Origin of the sequence: Methylomarinovum caldicuralii, assembly GCF_033126985.1 — a bacterium.
GTDB lineage: Bacteria > Pseudomonadota > Gammaproteobacteria > Methylococcales > Methylothermaceae > Methylohalobius > Methylohalobius caldicuralii.
This window is the reverse complement of sequence record NZ_AP024714.1, coordinates 1,478,192-1,496,255: the sequence shown is the minus strand read 5'-3', so window position 1 is coordinate 1,496,255 and position 18,064 is coordinate 1,478,192. Positions and strand designations below refer to the sequence as shown.

Annotated in this window: 16 protein-coding genes and 1 pseudogene; 10 read left to right on the top strand and 7 right to left on the bottom strand. The window is 63.5% G+C overall.

Features of this window, described 5'->3' with window-relative positions:
• Positions 1 to 4: 4 nt before the first annotated feature.
• Positions 5 to 556 (bottom strand): annotated as a pseudogene (locus tag MCIT9_RS13685) (SAM-dependent methyltransferase); the annotation flags it as partial.
• 393 nt (positions 557 to 949) lie between these two features.
• Between MCIT9_RS13685 and MCIT9_RS07640 the strand changes: the two are divergent.
• From MCIT9_RS07640 to ychF, 6 genes are read left to right on the top strand one after another with little or no spacing between them, the layout of a single operon-like run.
• The gene (locus tag MCIT9_RS07640) at positions 950 to 1,453 is read left to right on the top strand and encodes a CvpA family protein (protein ID WP_317704322.1); all 504 of its coding nucleotides are present in this window, start codon (positions 950 to 952) and stop codon (positions 1,451 to 1,453) included.
• 16 nt (positions 1,454 to 1,469) lie between these two features.
• A complete protein-coding gene (purF, locus tag MCIT9_RS07635; RefSeq protein WP_317704321.1) occupies positions 1,470 to 2,972 on the top strand; it encodes an amidophosphoribosyltransferase in 1,503 nt (500 codons plus the stop codon).
• A complete protein-coding gene (locus MCIT9_RS07630; protein WP_317704320.1) occupies positions 2,969 to 4,159 on the top strand; it encodes an O-succinylhomoserine sulfhydrylase in 1,191 nt (396 codons plus the stop codon). Before purF ends, MCIT9_RS07630 begins: the two co-directional genes overlap by 4 nt.
• Before the next feature lie 20 nt (positions 4,160 to 4,179).
• Positions 4,180 to 5,010, top strand: a complete 831-nt coding sequence (locus MCIT9_RS07625) for a ferritin-like domain-containing protein (protein ID WP_317704319.1) — start codon at positions 4,180 to 4,182, stop codon at positions 5,008 to 5,010.
• Positions 4,989 to 6,443 (top strand): mannose-1-phosphate guanylyltransferase/mannose-6-phosphate isomerase, encoded by a 1,455-nt coding sequence (locus MCIT9_RS07620; protein WP_317704318.1) that lies wholly within the window; start codon positions 4,989 to 4,991, stop codon positions 6,441 to 6,443. Before MCIT9_RS07625 ends, MCIT9_RS07620 begins: the two co-directional genes overlap by 22 nt.
• Before the next feature lie 33 nt (positions 6,444 to 6,476).
• On the top strand, positions 6,477 to 7,568 hold the full coding sequence (ychF, locus tag MCIT9_RS07615) for a redox-regulated ATPase YchF (protein ID WP_317704317.1): 1,092 nt from the start codon (positions 6,477 to 6,479) through the stop codon (positions 7,566 to 7,568).
• Between the two features lie 52 nt (positions 7,569 to 7,620).
• On the opposite strand, the gene MCIT9_RS07610 is transcribed toward ychF, so the two are convergent.
• A complete protein-coding gene (locus MCIT9_RS07610) occupies positions 7,621 to 7,788 on the bottom strand; it encodes a hypothetical protein (RefSeq protein WP_317704316.1) in 168 nt (55 codons plus the stop codon).
• Positions 7,789 to 7,964: 176 nt separating this feature from the next.
• Between MCIT9_RS07610 and gndA the strand changes: the two genes are divergently transcribed.
• Entirely contained in the window at positions 7,965 to 9,464 is a 1,500-nt protein-coding gene (gene gndA / locus MCIT9_RS07605; RefSeq protein ID WP_317704315.1) for an NADP-dependent phosphogluconate dehydrogenase, read from the top strand.
• 2 nt (positions 9,465 to 9,466) lie between these two features.
• A complete protein-coding gene (gene thiO, locus MCIT9_RS07600) occupies positions 9,467 to 10,549 on the top strand; it encodes a glycine oxidase ThiO (RefSeq protein WP_317706711.1) in 1,083 nt (360 codons plus the stop codon).
• Here the strand turns inward: thiO and MCIT9_RS07595 are convergent.
• Both MCIT9_RS07595 and MCIT9_RS07590 read right to left on the bottom strand, forming a co-directional pair.
• On the bottom strand, positions 10,546 to 11,250 hold the full coding sequence (locus tag MCIT9_RS07595; RefSeq protein ID WP_317704314.1) for a hypothetical protein: 705 nt from the start codon (positions 11,248 to 11,250) through the stop codon (positions 10,546 to 10,548). The two genes, thiO and MCIT9_RS07595, sit on opposite strands and share 4 nt — an antisense overlap.
• A 122-nt stretch (positions 11,251 to 11,372) precedes the next feature.
• The gene (locus MCIT9_RS07590) at positions 11,373 to 12,215 is read right to left on the bottom strand and encodes a DNA replication terminus site-binding protein (protein WP_317704313.1); all 843 of its coding nucleotides are present in this window, start codon (positions 12,213 to 12,215) and stop codon (positions 11,373 to 11,375) included.
• Positions 12,216 to 12,345: 130 nt separating this feature from the next.
• On the opposite strand from MCIT9_RS07590, the gene MCIT9_RS07585 reads away from it, so the two are divergent.
• Positions 12,346 to 13,053, top strand: a complete 708-nt coding sequence (locus tag MCIT9_RS07585) for a helix-turn-helix domain-containing protein (RefSeq protein WP_317704312.1) — start codon at positions 12,346 to 12,348, stop codon at positions 13,051 to 13,053.
• On the opposite strand, the gene MCIT9_RS07580 is transcribed toward MCIT9_RS07585, so the two are convergent.
• Both MCIT9_RS07580 and MCIT9_RS07575 read right to left on the bottom strand, forming a co-directional pair.
• Positions 13,050 to 13,817, bottom strand: coding sequence for an ABC transporter permease (locus MCIT9_RS07580; RefSeq protein WP_317704311.1), 768 nt, complete (start codon positions 13,815 to 13,817; stop codon positions 13,050 to 13,052). The genes MCIT9_RS07585 and MCIT9_RS07580 overlap by 4 nt on opposite strands.
• Positions 13,817 to 14,743 carry an ABC transporter ATP-binding protein gene (locus MCIT9_RS07575; protein WP_317704310.1) on the bottom strand — a complete coding sequence of 309 codons (927 nt, stop codon included), beginning with the start codon at positions 14,741 to 14,743 and terminating at the stop codon, positions 13,817 to 13,819. The genes MCIT9_RS07580 and MCIT9_RS07575 overlap by 1 nt, the downstream gene beginning before the upstream one ends.
• Before the next feature lie 109 nt (positions 14,744 to 14,852).
• Between MCIT9_RS07575 and MCIT9_RS07570 the strand changes: the two genes are divergently transcribed.
• Positions 14,853 to 16,253 carry a DegQ family serine endoprotease gene (locus tag MCIT9_RS07570; RefSeq protein WP_317704309.1) on the top strand — a complete coding sequence of 467 codons (1,401 nt, stop codon included), beginning with the start codon at positions 14,853 to 14,855 and terminating at the stop codon, positions 16,251 to 16,253.
• 46 nt (positions 16,254 to 16,299) lie between these two features.
• Here the strand turns inward: MCIT9_RS07570 and polX are convergent, their stop codons facing one another.
• Positions 16,300 to 18,021: a DNA polymerase/3'-5' exonuclease PolX gene (polX, locus tag MCIT9_RS07565; RefSeq protein ID WP_317704308.1), complete on the bottom strand. Its 1,722-nt coding sequence runs from the start codon at positions 18,019 to 18,021 to the stop codon at positions 16,300 to 16,302.
• Positions 18,022 to 18,064 lie beyond the last annotated feature (43 nt).

Sequence of the window (18,064 nt, the reverse complement as noted above, 5' to 3'; positions counted from 1 at the left end):
GGGATGCAGCCAGGGTTTTTCCCTGCCACCGGGTCAGCCCCGGCTGCTGCGCCACCCCGGGAAGTTGCAAGGGGACGATCTCCGCCTCCGGATGCCGCCGCAACAGGGCGTCCACCACCATTTCGTTCTCTTCGGGGGCGAAGGCACAGGTGCAGTAGAGCAGGCGGCCGCCCGGCTTCAATGCCTGAAAGGCCGACAGCAACAACCGTTTCTGCTTGCGGGAACATTCGGCGATCTTGCGCTCATGCCAGTGGGCGTGGCTTTGGGGATCTTCGCTGCGAAAGCGGGACTCGGACGAGCAGGGGGCGTCCACCAGCACGCGGTCAAAACGTTCGGGCACCTTGCGGCCGACGGCGCGGCCGTCCATGCGGTAACCGCGGGCAACGGTCACGCCCAGGCGGGCCAGATTGGCTTTAAGCCGGTAGAAACGGTCCTTGACCGGCTCCACTGCCGCGATCCGGCCCCGGTTTCCCATTTTCATCGCCAGCAGGGAAGTCTTGCCGCCGGGGGCAGCGCACAGATCGAGCACCTCCTCGCCGGGCTGGGGCACCAGCATCTCCACCGCGAGCATGCTGGAGGGGTTCTGAAGGTAGATCCGTCCCTCCGCAAACGCCGACGTCTCCGTCAGCGGGCGTTTCCATTCCGGCGGCAGGCTGGCGGCGTATTCCAGTTGGGGAAGGGGATCGAGCGGAAACCCCTGAGTCTGCAATTCGGTGAAGGTTTCCAGGACGGAGGATCGCAAGGTGTTCACCCGCAGGACAGGGATCTTGGGCCGACCGAAACTGGCGAGCACTTCCGCCAGCCGGGCGGGCGGGATGATGGCCTGCAGCCGCTCGACGAAGCGCGCCGGGAGTGCCGTGGACAGGGTTTCCATGGTATATCAGCGTATCAGCTGAGAGGGGAATCTGCTACAATCATGCCTCTTTACAATCGTGGCAGAATTTCCGCATTGCTCTGGATCGATTATGCCATCCTGGCCGTGGTGGTGGTTTCCGCCTTGTTGGGGTTCGTCCGCGGTCTGGTGCAGGAAAGTTTCGCGCTGCTCAGCTGGATCGCCGCGCTTTGGGTTGCACTCCACTTCCATCCTGCCATGGCCTACCAGCTCGAGTCCGTCCTGCCGCATCCTACCTTACGCATCGCCACCGCCTTCGTAATTTTGTTCGTCGCCACGCTGCTCGTCGGCAAACTGACCGGGTTCCTGCTCGCCACCCTGGTGGAACATTCGCCGCTGAGTGTCCTGAACCGCCTGGGAGGATTCGTTTTCGGCGCCGGACGCGGGGTTTTGCTGATCGCCGCCGTTGTCCTGCTGGCCCAGAATTTCGAGCTGGACCGGGAAAGCTGGTGGCGCACGTCGCGTCTTTTGCCCCATGCCGAGCGCTGGGCCAATACCCTCGGGCGTCTGGACCCCAAGCCCTATCTCCAGCGTTACCGTCTTCCTTCCCTTCCACTTTGACAGGATTTTCCGAAACATGTGTGGAATCGTAGGCATCGTTTCCCATCAGCCGGTCAATCAGGAACTCTACGAAGCCCTGACGATGCTGCAGCACCGCGGTCAGGACGCCGCCGGCATCGTCACCTACGAGGGTGGCCGTTTCTATCTGCGCAAGGACAAGGGATTGGTGCGCGACGTGTTTCAGCCGGAGCACATGCAACACCTGCGCGGCACGATGGGGATCGGCCACGTCCGCTATCCCACCGCCGGTTGTACCAGTTCAGCCGAAGCCCAACCCTTCTACGTCAATTCCCCCTATGGCATCGCCCTGGGCCACAACGGCAATCTGACCAACGCCGAGCTCCTGAAACAGGAGCTGTTCCTGCAGGACCAGCGCCACATCAACACCGATTCGGATTCCGAAATCCTTCTCAATGTCTTCGCCCATGAACTGCAGCGTCTGGGAAAACTGCGTCTCGACGTCAGCGACGTTTTCGATGCCGTGGCCGAAGTCCATCGCCGCTGCCGGGGGGCTTATGCGGTGACCGCGATGATCACCGGTTTCGGGGTGCTGGGATTCCGGGATCCTTACGGAATCCGACCGGCCGTGATCGGCCGCCGCGATTCGCCCCAGGGGCCGGAATACATCATCGCTTCCGAAAGCGTCGCTCTCGATGTACTCGGTTTCAAACGGCTGCGGGACATCGCCCCCGGGGAGGCGGTCTTCATCGAAAAGAACGGCCGTCTTCACAGCCGCCAGTGTGCTGAGCGCACCCTGCACGCGCCCTGCATCTTCGAGTTCGTCTATTTCGCCCGTCCCGATTCGGTCATCGACAGCATCTCGGTCTATCAGGCCCGGCTGCGCATGGGGGAGAAACTGGCGGAGAAGATTCTGCGCCTGCGTCCGGATCATGACATCGACGTGGTCATTCCCATCCCGGACACCAGCCGCACCGCAGCGCTGGAGCTGGCCAACCGCCTGGGGGTGAAGTACCGTGAAGGGTTCATCAAGAACCGCTATATCGGCCGCACTTTCATCATGCCCGGACAGCAGCTGCGCCAGAAATCGGTGCGCCGCAAGCTCAATCCCATCGACGTGGAATTCAAGGGCAGGAACGTGCTGCTGGTGGACGATTCCATCGTCCGCGGCACCACCTCCAAACAGATCATCCAACTGGCCCGCGACGCCGGCGCCAGCAAGGTCTATTTTGCCTCCGCCTCCCCGCCGGTCCGTTACCCTTATGTCTACGGCATCGACATGCCGGCCACCTCGGAGCTGATCGCCCACGGCTGCAGTGAGGAAGAAATCCAGCATTTCCTCGGGGCCGACTGGCTGATCTATCAGGATCTCGACGATCTGGTGGAGGCGGTGCGGCGCTGCAACCCGGCCATCGAGCGTTTCGAAACCAGTTGCTTCAGCGGCGAATACGTTACCGGGGACATCACCCCGGAATACCTGGAGCGCCTCAGTTTCTGCCGCCGCGGCCCGCAAGCGGAAGAATCCAACACCAACAACCTCGACCTGCACAATTCGGTATGAGCAACGATCTGTCCTGGGACCGTTTCGGCATCCAGACCCAAAGCATCCGGGCCGGCCAGCACCGAACGCCGGAAAACGAGCATTCCGACCCGATCTTCGTCACCTCCAGCTATGTCTTCGACAGCGCTGCCCAGGCCCAGGCGCGCTTTTCCGGCCAGGAGCCTGGCAACATCTATTCCCGCTTCACCAATCCGACCACGCGGACCTTCGAGGAACGCCTGGCGATCATGGAGGGCGGGGAGCGCTGCATCGCCACCGCCTCCGGGATGGCGGCGATCATGACCTTGGCGATGGGGCTTTTGAAGGCGGGTGATCATGTGGTCTGCTCCCGGGCGGTGTTCGGCAACACCGTGCTGCTGTTTCGAAACTATATGGCGAAATTCGGGGTCGGTGTCGATTTCGTCGCTTTGACCGACCTGGACGCCTGGGAACAGGCCATCCGCCCCCAGACCCGCTTTCTGTTCCTGGAGACGCCTTCCAATCCCCTGACCGAGATCGCCGACATCGCCGCGCTGGCGGCGCTGGCCCACGCCCACGACGCCCTGCTGGTAGTGGACAACGTCTTCTGTACCCCGGCCCTGCAACACCCCCTGGCTTTGGGCGCCGACATCGTGGTCCATTCGGCCACCAAATATCTGGACGGCCAGGGCCGCTGCGTCGGGGGCGCCATCGTCGGCCCCCGGGAGCTGCTGGACAAGGAGGTCTACCCCTTTCTGCGCACCGGAGGCGCCGCCATGAGCCCCTTCAACGCCTGGGTCTTCCTCACCGGCCTGGAAACCCTGAATCTGCGCATGCAGGCCCACTGCGACAATGCCCTGAAGCTGGCCCGCTGGCTCGAAACCCATCCGCGGGTGGAACGGGTCTACTATCCCGGGCTGGCCTCCCATCCCCAGCACGATCTGGCCGCAAAACAGCAGCGGGGGGGCGGGGGAATTGTCAGCTTCGTGGTTAAAGGCGGCCAGCCGGCGGCCTGGCGGGTCATCGACAATACCCGCCTGATCTCGATCACCGCCAACCTGGGGGACGTGAAGACGACCATCACCCACCCGGCCACCACCACCCACGGCCGCCTTTCGCCGGAGGAACGCAACGAGGCCGGCATCGACGACGGGCTGGTGCGGATCTCCGTCGGGCTGGAGAACATCGAGGACATCATCGCCGACCTGGAGCGGGGGCTGAACCCTTGAATCCCGGCCGCGGTTTCTGAATGGAAAACGTCTTCGAGCTGGCGGGCGCCTGTCTGCGCGCGCCGGACCTGGCGGGCAAACTGGCCCTGACGCGCCGGGCCCGCACGGCGTTCGAGGCCGGCCGGCTGAATTTCCGGGAACAGGGGAATCCCCCGGCTGCCCACGAAGTCCGGATGCCCCGGGAGCTGAGCTTCGTCGAACCACGCCGGCTGCCGAAACGGAAGCTGACGCACCAGGCCGGCCGCATCGCCCTGTTGCATGCGGTGGCGCACATCGAATTCAGCGCCATCCTGATGCACTGGGACAGCCTCTGCCGCTTCCGGGGGATGCCGGCACCGTACTATCATGACTGGTTCACCGTGGTCCTGGAAGAGCTGAAGCACTTCGAACTGCTGACGCGGCGGCTGGCGCACCTGGGCGCGCAATACGGTGACCTGCCGGTCCATCAGGGGCTGTGGCAGGTGGCACTGGACACCGCAGGCGACGTGCTCGCCCGCATGGCGCTGGTGCCCCGGTTCCAGGAAGCTCGGGGGCTGGATGTCACCCCGGGCATGATCGCCGGATTGCGCCAGGCCGGTGACGAGGAGAGCGCCGCGGTTCTGGAGGTCATTCTCGACGAGGAGGTCGGGCACGTCGCCAAAGGCGATCGCTGGTTCCGCTGGCTGTGCCGGCAGCAGAACAAAGCGCCCGGAGAGACTTACCTCGATCTGGTCCGGCGTCACCTGCGCGGTGCGGTGCGGGGGCCGTTCAACCGGCCGCTGCGCCTGCAGGCCGGCTTCGACGCTGTGGAGATGGACCGGCTTGAAACACTTCAACAAGGAGCAAAACGATGCGTCAATGCAAAGCGGTAATCCTTTCCGGCGGTTCCGGAACCCGCCTGTGGCCCCTGTCCCGTGAAGCCTATCCCAAACAGTTCCTCGCGTTGACCGGCGATCACAGCCTGCTGCAGGAAACCGTGCTGCGGTTTCAGGCATTGACCGAGGCCGATCCCGACATCACGCTACCGCCGCCGGCGGTGATCTGCAACGAGGCCCACCGCTTTCTGGTCGCAGAGCAGCTGCGCGAGCTTGGTTTTGCCGCCGGCGAGATCATCCTGGAGCCGGCGGGCCGCAACACGGCGCCCGCGCTTACCGTCGCCGCCTTGTTAAGCCGCCGGGAAGGCGGCGACCCGGTACTGGCGGTGATGCCTTCCGACCACGTCATCCGCAACCGCCGGGCCTTCTGTACCACCCTGGCGGAAGCGGTCCAGCTGGCCGAACAGGGATATCTGGTCACTTTCGGCATCGTCCCCACCCGGCCGGAAACCGGCTTCGGCTACATCCGCGTGGGGAAGCCGCTCCAGGGTCATGCCCGCCTGCTCGACAGCTTCGTGGAGAAACCCGATCGCAAAACCGCGGAAAGCTATCTGGCCAGCGGCGACTATCTCTGGAACAGCGGCATTTTCGTGATGCGTGCATCCGTCTGGCTCGAAGCCATCGGGCGGTTTCGGCCCGACATCCTGGCCGCCTGCCGCCAGGCGGTCGAAAACGGGCGGGAGGACGCCGATTTTTTCCGCCTCGACCGCGACGCCTTCGCCGCCTGTCCCGCCGATTCCATCGACTATGCGGTGATGGAGCGCCTTTCCGGCAGCGACTGGCAGGGTGCCGTCCTGCCGCTGGATGCCGGCTGGTCCGATCTGGGATCGTGGCCGGCTATGTGGGAGGTGGCCGACGCCGATACCGACGGCAACATCACCCACGGCGACGTGTTCCTGCACGAGGTCGAGGACTCCCTGGTCCATGCCAACGACCGCTTCGTCGCCGCCCTGGGGGTGAAGGATCTCATCGTCGCCGAAACCGCCGACGCCATCCTCGTAGCCCACAAGGAGAGCGCCCAGCAGGTGCGCAAGGTGGCCGAATATCTCAAATCCCAGGGCCGCTACGAGTACCTTCACCACCTGAAGATCCACCGCCCCTGGGGAATGATCGAAACCATCGGCAAGGGGGACCGCTACCAGGTCAACCGCCTGACGGTACGCCCCGGCGCCCACGTGGTGACCCAGCTGCACCATCACCGCGCCGAACACTGGGTGGTCGTCAAGGGCACCGCCCGCATCACCCGCGGGGCAGGGAAGGAGGAGGAAACTTTTCTGCTGACCGAGAATCAATCCACTTACATCCCGGTCGGGGTCCGCCACCGTCTGGAGAACCCCGGCAAGATCCCTCTGGAGGTCATCGAGGTCCAGTCCGGCGCCTATCTGGGCGGCGGCGACATCCTGCGTTTCGACGAAGAATCCTCGCGCTAACTTCTTCCGATCAACCACACAGCTTAAAGGTTCATGGCATTACATTGCGGTATCGTCGGGCTTCCCAACGTCGGCAAGTCCACCCTGTTCAACGCGCTGACGCGGGCGGAAATCGCCGCGGAAAACTATCCCTTCTGCACCATCGATCCCAATGTGGGGGTGGTGCCGGTCCCCGATCCCAGGCTCAAGACCCTGGCTGAGATCGTCCAACCCCAACGTACCCTGCCGACCACGGTGGAGTTCGTCGACATCGCGGGGCTGGTGGCCGGGGCTTCCAAGGGGGAGGGGCTGGGTAACCAGTTCCTCGGCCACATCCGTGAAACCGACGCTATCGCCCACGTGGTCCGCTGCTTCGAGGACGGCGACGTCACCCACGTGGCCGGCTCGGTCGATCCGGTGCGCGACATCGAGATCATCAACACCGAACTGGTGCTCGCAGACATGGAGACGGTGGACAGGGCATTACAGCGGGTCACGCGGGCGGCCAAATCCGGCGACAAGGCCGCGCGGGCGGAAAAGGCGCTGCTGGAAAGTGTGGCCGCCCATCTGGACGCCGGCAAACCGGTGCGCAGCCTGGATCTGGGCGAAGACGAGCGCGCCCTGCTGCGTGGCCTGCATCTCTTGACCGCCAAGCCGGTGCTGTATGTCGCCAACGTGAACGAATCCGGCTTCGATGCCAATCCGCTGCTGGAACAGGTGCGGGCCCACGCCGCCGCCGAAGGTGCCCAGGTGGTGCCGGTGTGCGCGGCGATCGAGGCGGAAATCTCCCAGCTGGACGAGGCGGACCGGGAAGCCTTCCTGGAGGAGCTGGGATTGGCGGAAGCCGGTCTCGACCGGGTGGTGCGGGCGGTTTACCGGCTGCTGGGGCTGCAGACCTTCTTCACCGCCGGAGAAAAGGAAGTCCGCGCCTGGACCGTCAAGCAGGGGGCTACCGCGCCCCAGGCGGCCGGCGTCATCCACAGCGATTTCGAGAAGGGTTTCATTCGCGCCGAGGTCATCGCCTACGGGGATTTCGTCCGCCACGGGGGAGAGCAGGGGGCCAAGGAGGCCGGCAAATGGCGCCTGGAGGGCAAGGATTACGTCATGCAGGAAGGCGACGTGGTCCACTTCCGCTTCAACGTGTAAAAAAGCCCCGCGATCGCGGGGCTTTCTCAAGGAAAGGGAAAAGAGGAAGTTGTTATTTTTTACCCATTTCTTCCTTGCGGACTTCTTCCCAGGCCTGATAGGGAACGGAAGATGTTTCCGCCTTCTTGAGCAGGATCACGCCCACGACCGCGGCGGCGATGATCAGGCCGATAATCAGCCAGAAATTGTCTTTTTCCTGTTCCTGATTTTGCTCTGCCATTTCTCCTACCTCATATATGGTTGGTTCGTTGTTATCTCCCGTTTCCGGGACTTCCAGATCGGTTACAATCTGAAACGCCGAATTTCGGCGGAGTTGATTGTAATCAAACTTCGTTCGTGTTGTCCATAGTCAATACATTTATAATCGATACCTAATATTCAAGCCGGGAGTTGAAGATGGCAGACATCGGCGTGCTGGGACTGGGCGTCATGGGGCGCAATCTGAGCCTGAACCTGGCCGACCACGGCTATGTGACGGCGGTGTTCAACCGCCATCCCGAGGTCACGGACCGGTTTCTCGCCGAATGCCGCCAGCGGGAACCTTCGTGGACGTGGCTGCAGGGATTTCACGAGCTGGAGGCCTTCGTCAACGCCATCGAGCGCCCCCGCCGGATCGTCCTGCTGGTCAAGGCCGGCGATCCCACCGACCTGACCATCGATAACCTGCTGCCCTTCCTCGATCCCGGCGACATCCTGATCGACTGTGGCAACGCCCACTGGCTCGACACCATCCGCCGCGAGCGGGAACTGCGCCGGCAGGAGATCCTCTTCGTCGGCTCCGGCATTTCCGGCGGGGAAACCGGCGCCCGCTTCGGTCCCTCGCTGATGGCCGGCGGCAGCCTGGAGGCCTGGAAGCGGATCGAGCCCGTCTGGCTCGACATCGCCGCCAAGGTCGACCCGAAAACCGGCGATCCCATCGAAGGGGCAGCGCCCGGAAAGCCGGTGCGGGAAGGGGAGCCCTGCGCCGCCTGGGTGGGGGAGAACGGCGCCGGCCACTACGTGAAGATGGTCCACAACGGCATCGAATACATCGACATGCAGCTGATCGCCGAAAGCTATTGGCTGCTGAAACACCTCGGCGGTTTCGACAACCCCACGCTGGCCGACATCTTCGCGCGCTGGAACCAGGGGGACTTGGCCAGTTACCTCATCGCCATCACCGCCGAGATTCTGCGTCAGCCCGATCCTGCCGGAAAAGGGTATCTGATCGACAAGATCCTCGATGCCGCCGGTCAGAAAGGCACCGGCAAGTGGGCCGCCACCAGTGCCCTCGATCTGGGCGTGCCGGCGAATGCGCTGGCAGAAGCCGTGTTCGCCCGTTTCCTTGCCGCGCTGGTGGAGCAGCGCCATCAGGCCAGCCGGGTGCTGAACGGACCCCAGCCGTTGCAGGCAACCGATCCCGACGCCCTGACCCGGCAGCTGGAACGCTGTCTCTACAGCGCCAAAATCTGCGCCTATGCCCAGGGCTTCCAGCTGATGCAGGCGGCCCAGGAAAAATACGGCTGGCATTTCGATTTCGCCACCATCGCCCGTATCTGGCGGGGCGGCTGCATCATCCGGGCCCGCTTTCTCAATCGGATCGCCGCTGCCTTTGACACCAGCCCCGATCTGGCCAATCTGCTGCTCGCCGGGGATTTCCGCCGGGTGCTCAGCGAGGATCATGCCGCCTGGCGCCGCAGCGTCGCCGACGCCGTTCTGAGTGGTCTGCCCGTGCCGGCCCTGTCCTCGGCCCTGGCCTATTACGACAGCTACCGCAGCGAGCGGCTGCCGGCGAACCTGATCCAGGCCCAGCGGGATTATTTCGGGGCCCACACCTACGAACGGGTCGATCGCCCCCGGGGGGCATTCTTCCACTTCGACTGGCACGGCAGCCGCCAGGAAATCTACAGCGATTGACCATGCATTGCCTGATCGTCGGTGCCGGTATCAGCGGCCTGTTGTGCGCCCGGGAACTGCAGGCCGCCGGTTGGCAGGTCACGATTCTGGAACGCGGCCGGGTAGGGCAGGAGGCCTCCTGGGCCGGAGGCGGCATTCTCACGCCGCTGTATCCCTGGCGTCAGCCTGTGCCGATCCAGCAGTTGTCCTTCTGGAGTCAGGCGCACTATCCGGAACTTGCCGAGACTTTGAGGCGGGAGACATGGATTGATCCCCAATACCGTCGCTGCGGCCTGCTGTGGCTCGATCTGGCAGATCTTCGTGAGGCGGTCGCCTGGTGCCGCCGCCACGGGATCGACTGGGAAAGCCCGACCGCTACCGAGATCCAGACGCGGTTCCCGCAATTGGCCCCGCCTCCCGGGGGCAGCCATTTGTGGATCGAAGGCATCGCCCAGATCCGCAACCCCCGTCTGGTGAAGGCCTTAAGGAAAGAGCTGCAGGCCAAGGGTGTGGAGATTCGGGAGCACACCCCGGTCTCAGGATGGCGGCAGGCGGGAAAGCGCATCGTCGCCGCGCGCACCCCCGCGGGCGATTGTCGTGCCGATGTTTTCATCGTCACCGCCGGGGCCTGGTCGGCACAGCTGCACGCGGAAGGCTGGCAGCCGCAGATCAGGCCGGTCAAAGGGCAGATGCTCCTGTTCCGGGCGCCGCCGGAACTGTTGACCCTCATGGTGCAACGGGGGGACCATTACCTGATTCCACGCTACGACGGTCATATCCTGGTGGGCAGTACCGTCGAGGAAGCGGGTTTCGACAAGCGGCCGACCGCGGCGGCCTACCGGCGTCTGTACCAGGCGGCCCTGAGCATGCTTCCGGCCCTGGCGGAGTTCCCGGTGGTGCTGCACTGGGGCGGGCTGCGGCCTGCCGCGCCCGAGGGAATCCCCTACATCGGGCCGCATCCCCAGGTCGCCAACCTCTATTACGACTGCGGTCATTTCCGCAACGGCGTGGTGATGGCCCCGGCTGCGGCCCGCCTGCTGGCGGACCTGGTGCTGGAGCGGGCGCCGATCCTCGACCCCCGGCCTTTCCTGCCGGCGACCCGCTAAGCGGCTTCCTGCCCCAAAGCCTGGCGGAAACGCCTTTTCACCGCCTCCAGACCCGCCTCGACTTCCTCCACATCCATCTCCCGGACATCGGCGATCTCTTCCACCGTCAGGTTGCCGTTGACTTTCAGCTCCAGGATGATCCGGCTCAACGGCGGCAGACTCTCGTAAGCCCGGGCGAGCAATTGGCGGTTCCTGGCCTCTTGGCGCAGGCTGCGGTCCAGCTCGAGGAAGTCCAGCAGGTCGCCCTCGAAGCCTTCTTCCAGCAACAGAAGTTTGGGGCGGTATTCGTCCTGGCGGTACTCGATGTCGTCGAGCATTTCCTCCGGGTAGAAGATTTCCTCCAGCGATTTCAGTTCCTCCCGGACGATGTCCTCGATGGGAACCTTGCGTTCCTGCCACCGGGCTTCTTCCTTGAGGATTTTTTCCAGTTTGGCGTCGGCCAGCTTGAACAGCCTGATCTTGAGTTTTTTGGGATCGAGATCGGCATCGCTGAAATGCTCGAACACTTCCAGATAGATCTCGTCCACGATGTCACTGGGAAAGTACATTCGCGGGGGAATCAGGCCCGCGTGTTCGGCGTACCGGAGGCGGGCGGCGACATAGGGCCTGAGCTGTGGCAGAAACTGCCGCAGGACTTCGTTGAAAGCCTGGCGGTCCTCGGTGTCCCTGTGGGTTTTCAGCGCCTGCAGTGACTGGGTCATGGATGGCTTGCTCCTTTGTTATTGATCGGGCTTCCGTAGGGCAATTATGGGGGCTTGGCGGACGGAGTCCAAGGTCTTCTGTCTATATGTTCGCATAATGTATATTATGTAAAGTTAGAGTATTACCGGCAGTAACGGTGACCCCGGATCGACGGTAAAAACAGCTCCCGCTCGATCCTGGTATCGGCGCGCGGCTTTCTCGGTTTGCGCGCCTCCGGATAGGCGGCGCTATGCTGCGGCAAGTCCTCACCCGGGTCCAGCGGGATCAGAATCGCCAACGGCGCGCTGATCATTTTGCGGATGACCTGACGATCCTGGCCGCTTCCCTGAATCCAGCAGACGTTGGCCTTGATATGCGGTTTTAGGTCCTGCACGATGGCGATGGGTTCATCCTTGGGATGCTGGGCCAGAAGCTCCAGCTGTCTCAGGTAACCGGGCGATGGATCGTCGCCGGCCAGCGCCGTCAGCCTGCGGTAGGCCTCCTGGCGGCTGATACGCTTGATCGAGCGTGTCGCTCCCCAGGTAAAGCGGATGGAACAGGGTTTGCGCAGCAGAATCGGCTGATGACGGTACAGCTGTTTGAAATGCAGGCGGGCAAAGCCCTGGGCGGCCATCAGGCGCCGGGACCGTTCCCTGTCATGACTGTTGATCGCGAGCACCGCCTGCTTGAAGGCATCCCGGGCCTGATTGAGGGCGCCGGCCAGCGCCAGCGTCCTGGGCCCTGCCCCGATGATGCCGGGACAGGGATCGGTTTCCCGGCCATCGCGGTTGTCCGGATATTCCAGCCGCGTCAGGATCTGGATCAATTGGCTTCTGGCCTCCGCATCGTGGTATTCGCGATGCGCTAGATCGAAGACCCAGGCCCTGCGGCTTTCCTGATTCAGCTGGACGACGAAATCCTGGATCGCTTCCCGCAGCGCTTGAAACCTGTGAATGAGGTTCTCTTCTGCTTGGTTTAAGTTCATTTTGTGTTTAGAGTTGATAGTAAAAATAACGGTATAAGATTGATATTGTGACAGAAACGAACGATTTTCAAGCATTTCCTGAGCGCTCAGGTCGTGTATCATTACCCGGAAACGTTCCTGGCTCGGATACATGACGACTTTGCACAAAAAACTGCAAGTCACTTGTCACAATTGCGGTTTCAGAACCGTATGCTTCCCCCGGGGGCTGACCCGCGAGGAAGTCAGTCAGCTTGAAGATGTGGTCGAGCGCCGCAAGGCATTGCGGAAGGGAGAATTCCTGTTCCGCGCCGCCGATCCTTTCCACGGCCTGATCGCCATCAAATCCGGCACCGCCAAGCTGATCTATCAGGACGACCAAGGCGAGGAACACATCCTCCAGGTGCTGCTTCCCGGGGAAGTGGTCGGCTTCGATGCCCTGGCGGACAACCGCTACCGCTGTTCCGCCCAGGCGCTGGACACGGTCAGCTATTGCGAGCTGCCGGCCAAGGAAATCTCCCGCATCTGTTTCCGCATCCCGACAATGCTCGGGGAAATGTTGCGCCACGCCAGCGACGCCCTCGCCAGCCAGCGCGACCAGACCGTCTTCATCAAGAAACCGGCCGAGGAGCGCCTGGCCGCCTTTCTACTCGACCTGTCCCGCCGTTATGCCTTCCGCGGTTTTTCCGGGGAGGAGTTCTCCATCGGCCTGACCCGCCAGGAACTGGGAAACCACCTGGATCTGGCCCTGGCCACGGTCAGCCGCACCCTCAAGCAGTTCGAACGGGAGGGCTGGATCGAGCTCGACGGCAAACGGGTCCGGATTCTCGACCGCGACGCCCTGGCCCGGCTGGTCGGTTAGTGCTTGATGCCGACGCCGCGGTGCAGCAGCCACCAGGCGGTCAGGCCCAGCACGCCGATCAACCCCGCCACGATGACGAAGGCCAGCCTCACCGGCACGTCCGCCACCCCCAGGAAACCGTAGCGGAAGGCGTCGATCATATAGAGGATCGGGTTGAATTCCGACAGCCGGCCCCAGGGCGGCGGCAGCAGGGTCACCGAATAGAACACCCCGCCCAGATAGACCAGCGGCGTCAGTACGAAGTTGGGAATGATGGAGATGTCGTCGAAGCTGCGGGCGAAGACCGCGTTGATCAGGCCGCCCAGGGAAAACAGCAGCGAAGTCAGCAGGGCCATCGCCACGGCGATTTCCCAATGACGCACCTGCAGGTCGGTGAACAGGGCGGCGATCCCCGCCACCAGCAGGCCGATGGTCAGCCCCCGCGCCATGCCCCCGGTCACGTAGCCGAGCAGGATCAGCCAGCTGGGCATCGGCGCCACCAGCATTTCCTCGATGTGGCGCTGGAACTTGGCGGAGAAGAACGACGACACCACGTTGGCGTAGGAATGATTGATCACCGCCATCAGCACGATGCCCGGGACGATGTAGTCGATGTAGGCCACCCCGGCCATCGGCCCGATGCGCGGCCCCATTAGGGCCCCGAAGATCAGGAAATACAGCGAGGTGGTCACCAGGGGCGGCAGCAGGGTCTGGGGCCAGATGCGCAGGAAGCGGTGGATTTCCCTTCCTGCCAGGGTGCGGTAGGCGATCCAGCGCTGCCTCATCAGGCCGCCTCCCCTGCCCTTTGGCGGACGCGCTGGAAAAACAGCTGTTCCAGGCGGTTGCTGGTGGGACGGATGTCGATCACCTCCAGACCCAACCGGTTCAGGGCGGCGAACAGCGGGTTCAGCCCCTGGGAACGCGGCACCTCCACCGCCCAGACATTGGCCTCCATCGCCTCGATCCGGTAACCCGGAATCTCCGGGATGGCCTGCGGCGGATTACGCAGTTCCAGCAGATAGCGGTGATATTCCAGCTGGGCCAGCAGCCGCTTCATGGACGTGGACTCGACGATGCGGCCGTGATCAATGATGGCCACGTGGCGGCACAGCCGCTCGGCCTCCTCGAGATAATGGGTGGTCAGAATGATGGTGGTGCCTTCCTGGTTGAGTCGGCGCAGAAATTCCCACATGGAATAGCGGATTTCGATGTCCACCCCGGCGGTCGGCTCGTCGAGGATCAGCACCCGGGGACAGTGCACCAAAGCCCGGGCGATCATCAGCCGCCGTTTCATCCCGCCGGACAGCCGCCGCGACACCTCGTCGCGCCGGTCCCAGAGATCGAGCTTCTTGAGCACTTCCTCCATGCGACGGCGCGCCTGCCGCCGCGGCACGCCGTAATAACCGGCCTGATTGAGGACGATCCGGCCGACCTTCTCGAACTGGTTGAAGTTAATTTCCTGGGGCACCAGCCCGAGACAGCGCTTGGCCGCATCCGGTTCGCGGTCGAGATCGTGGCCGCAGATTTCCACCTTTCCCGCTGTCTTGGTCACCAGCGAGGTGACGATGCCGATGGTGGTGGACTTGCCGGCGCCGTTGGGGCCGAGGAGCGCGAAAAAGTCACCGGCCTCCACCTCCAGATCGATGCCCTTGAGGGCCTCGAAGCCGTTGTCGTAGACCTTGCGAAGGTTTTGCAGTTTCAGGGCTTTCATCGCTTCGGAACGGTGGCGGAGGGGCGGCTATTGTAGCAGAATAGCGCCGATCCCCCTGCCGCAATGGCAGGTCGTTTCCCATCAACAACCTGACAAGGAACACTCCATGATGAATCGATTGCTCGCGACGCTGCTCTTCGGCGTCTTCTTTTCCCTGTCCGCCCAGGGGGGCATCATCCCCTGGCTCAAGGGCGGCAAAACCGAGGCGGAAGCCCAGGCCCCCGCCGGGCTGCAACGGGACAATCTTCCCTCCCTGGCGCCGATGCTGGAACACGTCCTGCCGGCGGTGGTCAACATCGCCGCCTCCGGCAAGGTGGTGGTGGAAAATCCGCTGCTGCAGGATCCTTTCTTCCGTTACTTCTTCCGCGGCATGCCGCCGCAGATGGAACGCAAGACCCAGAGTGTCGGCTCCGGCGTGATCGTCGATGCCGGCAAGGGTTACGTGATCACCAACCATCACGTGGTCAAGAACGCCGACACGATCTACGTCATCCTCAAGGACCGGCGCCGCATCAAGGCCAAACTGGTGGGCTCGGACCCGGAAACCGACATCGCTGTGCTCAAGGTCAAGCCCGACCATTTGCAGGCGCTCCCCCTGGGCGATTCGGATACCTTGCGGGTGGGTGACTTCGTGGTCGCCATCGGCAATCCCTTCGGCCTGGGCCAGACGGTCACCTCAGGGATCGTCAGCGCCCTGGGACGCACCGGTCTGGGCATCGAGGGCTACGAGAACTTCATCCAGACCGACGCTTCCATCAACCCCGGCAACTCCGGCGGCGCCCTGGTGGATCTGCGCGGGAGACTGGTGGGCATCAACACCGCCATCGTCGCCCCCTCCGGCGGCAACGTCGGCATCGGTTTCGCCATTCCCATCAACATGGCCCATCAGGTCATGCAGCAGATCATCAAGTATGGCGAGGTCAAGCGCGGCATGCTCGGCGTCCAGGTCCAGGACCTGACCCCGGAACTGGCCGAAGCCATGGGGATCGATGTCAAGGAAGGCGCGCTGATTTCCGGCATCACCAAAGGCAGCGCCGCGGAAAAGGCCGGCCTCAAGCCCGGCGACGTCATCATCGGCTTCGACGGCAAGCGGGTGAAAAACTCCGCCCAGCTGCGCAACCTGGTGGGGCTGAAGCGGGTCGGTGACAAAGCCGAAGTCGAACTGATCCGCGACGGCAAACGCATGACGGTGACCGTCACCATCGGCAAACCCATCGCCGAGGGCGGACCGGTGACCGACATCCCGATGCTGGAAGGGGCCTACCTGTCGGACATTCCACCCGATCACCCCCTTTACGACGAAGTCCAGGGGGTACTGGTCGCCGGGGTGGAAATGGGCAGCCCGGCCTGGCAGGCAGGTCTGCGCAAGGGAGACATCATCCTGTCGGTCAACCGCAAGCGGGTCAAATCGGTGGCCGAGTTCCTCCAGGTTGCCCGCCAGTCACCCGATCGCCTGCTGCTCCGGATCCGGCGCGGCAACTTCTCCCTGTTCCTGGTGCTGGAACGCTGATTTCCCTTCCGGGGAAGATTCGGGGGAGGCTTCGGCCTTCCCTTTTTCATGGGCGCGTCAGAACCTGTTTCAGCTGCGCCAGCGGCAGGGTGTTGACGATCTGTGTCTTTTCCAGCCAGCCGCGCCGCGCCTGGGCCACGCCGTAACGCATCAGCTGCAGGCCGGCGGCGGTGTGGGCGTCGGTGGAAATCACCAGCCCGACCCCAAGATCCCGCGCCATCAGGCAATGCTCGTCGTTGAGATCGAGGCGTTCCGGTTGGGCGTTGATCTCCAGCAGGCAGCCGCGCTCTTTGGCGGCGGCCATGATCCGCGGCAGGTCGATGGCGTAGGGACGGCGTTTGTTGATGAGACGCCCGGTGGGATGGGCCAGGATGTTGAAATAGGGGTTGTCCATCGCCCGCAGGATGCGCTCGGTCTGTTTGGGTTTGGACAGATTGAACTGGTAATGGACCGAGCAGACCCGAAGATCCAGATCCTTCAGCACCGAATCGGGCAGATCCAGAGTGCCGTCCTCGAGGATGTCCACTTCGATGCCCTTGAGCAGAGTGATGCCTTCCAGACGTTCGTTGAGGGCGTCGATCGCCTCCATCTGGGCCCGCAGGTGCTTTTCGTCCAGGCCCCTGGCCACCGTGACCCGGCGCGAATGGTCGGTGATCGCCAGGTATTCGTAGCCGAGCGCTTTGGCCGCCTGAGCCATGGTCTCCAGGTCGTCGCGGCCGTCGGTGTCCTTGGTGTGGGCGTGCAGGTCGCCGCGGATGTCGGCCAGTTCCACCAGTTTGGGGAGGCGGTTCTCCAAAGCGGCTTCCACCTCGCCGCGGCCTTCGCGCAGCTCGGGTACGATGTAGGCCAGTCCCAGGCAGGCGTAGACGTCGCGCTCGGCCTCGCCGGCGAGCCGCTTCTCGCCGCGGAACACCCCGTATTCGTTGATCTTGAGCCCCTGCTTGACTGCCAGGGTGCGGATCTCGATGTTGTGGGCCTTGGAGCCAGTGAAATACTGCAGCGCCGCCCCGAAACTCTCGCTCGCCACCACTCTGAGATCCACCTGCATGCCGTTGCGCAGGCGGATGCTGGAACGGGTACCGCCGTGGGACAGCACCTCCGCCACCCCCTCGTAGGTGACGAACCGGTCCATGACCGGAGAATCCCCCTGAACCGTCACCAGGATGTCGAGATCGCCCACGGTTTCCTTCCAGCGCCGGTAGCTGCCGGCCACCTCGATGCGGTCGACCCCCGGCGCCTGGCGCAGGTGGGCGATCAGGGCGGTGGCGATGTCCTCGGCCTCGAAGCGCAGATAGCGCCGCTCCCCTTCCAGGGCCTGATCCAGATGTTTGAGAATTAATGCCTCGATTTTGGGTCCAAATCCTGGCAACCGGCGGATCCTGCCGCTGCGGGCGGCCCGCTCCAGGTCCTCCAGGGTGCGGATGTTCAGGGCGCTGAACAGGGCTTTGACCCGTTTCGGCCCCAGACCCTCGATCCTCAGCAGCTGCAGCAGGGTCGGCGGCGTGCGCGCCAGCGCCTGTTCCAGCTGGGGCAGCTTGCCGGTTTTGACGACGGTTTCGATCTTCCGGGCGATGCGCTCGCCGATACCGGGCAGCCGGGTCAGATCCTCCCCAGCTGCGACCATCTCCGCCAGGCTGCGGGGCAGGCTGCGGATGCTCCGGGCGGCGTTGCGGTAGGCGCGGACCTTGTAGGGGTTTTCCCCCTCGATGTCGAGGAGGTCGGCCAGTTCGTCGAAAAGATCGGCGATTTCGCTGTTACTGAGGGCCATGGCGCGGCTGGGACCAATGTTAGAATGTTGAAACGTCATTGTA

Excerpts from the sequence above, each read along its gene's own strand:
- purF (WP_317704321.1), top strand. The coding sequence starts at position 1,470 with ATGTGTGGAATCGTAGGCATCGTTTCCCATCAGCCGGTCAATCAGGAA.
- MCIT9_RS07575 (WP_317704310.1), bottom strand. The coding sequence starts at position 14,743 with ATGAAAGCCCTGAAACTGCAAAACCTTCGCAAGGTCTACGACAACGGC.
- MCIT9_RS07570 (WP_317704309.1), top strand. The coding sequence starts at position 14,853 with ATGAATCGATTGCTCGCGACGCTGCTCTTCGGCGTCTTCTTTTCCCTG.
- MCIT9_RS07620 (WP_317704318.1), top strand. The coding sequence starts at position 4,989 with ATGCGTCAATGCAAAGCGGTAATCCTTTCCGGCGGTTCCGGAACCCGC.
- MCIT9_RS07585 (WP_317704312.1), top strand. The coding sequence starts at position 12,346 with ATGACGACTTTGCACAAAAAACTGCAAGTCACTTGTCACAATTGCGGT.
- thiO (WP_317706711.1), top strand. The coding sequence starts at position 9,467 with ATGCATTGCCTGATCGTCGGTGCCGGTATCAGCGGCCTGTTGTGCGCC.
- MCIT9_RS07590 (WP_317704313.1), bottom strand. The coding sequence starts at position 12,215 with ATGAACTTAAACCAAGCAGAAGAGAACCTCATTCACAGGTTTCAAGCG.
- MCIT9_RS07630 (WP_317704320.1), top strand. The coding sequence starts at position 2,969 with ATGAGCAACGATCTGTCCTGGGACCGTTTCGGCATCCAGACCCAAAGC.
- MCIT9_RS07625 (WP_317704319.1), top strand. The coding sequence starts at position 4,180 with ATGGAAAACGTCTTCGAGCTGGCGGGCGCCTGTCTGCGCGCGCCGGAC.
- MCIT9_RS07610 (WP_317704316.1), bottom strand. The coding sequence starts at position 7,788 with ATGGCAGAGCAAAATCAGGAACAGGAAAAAGACAATTTCTGGCTGATT.
- polX (WP_317704308.1), bottom strand. The coding sequence starts at position 18,021 with ATGGCCCTCAGTAACAGCGAAATCGCCGATCTTTTCGACGAACTGGCC.
- gndA (WP_317704315.1), top strand. The coding sequence starts at position 7,965 with ATGGCAGACATCGGCGTGCTGGGACTGGGCGTCATGGGGCGCAATCTG.
- MCIT9_RS07595 (WP_317704314.1), bottom strand. The coding sequence starts at position 11,250 with ATGACCCAGTCACTGCAGGCGCTGAAAACCCACAGGGACACCGAGGAC.
- MCIT9_RS07580 (WP_317704311.1), bottom strand. The coding sequence starts at position 13,817 with ATGAGGCAGCGCTGGATCGCCTACCGCACCCTGGCAGGAAGGGAAATC.
- ychF (WP_317704317.1), top strand. The coding sequence starts at position 6,477 with ATGGCATTACATTGCGGTATCGTCGGGCTTCCCAACGTCGGCAAGTCC.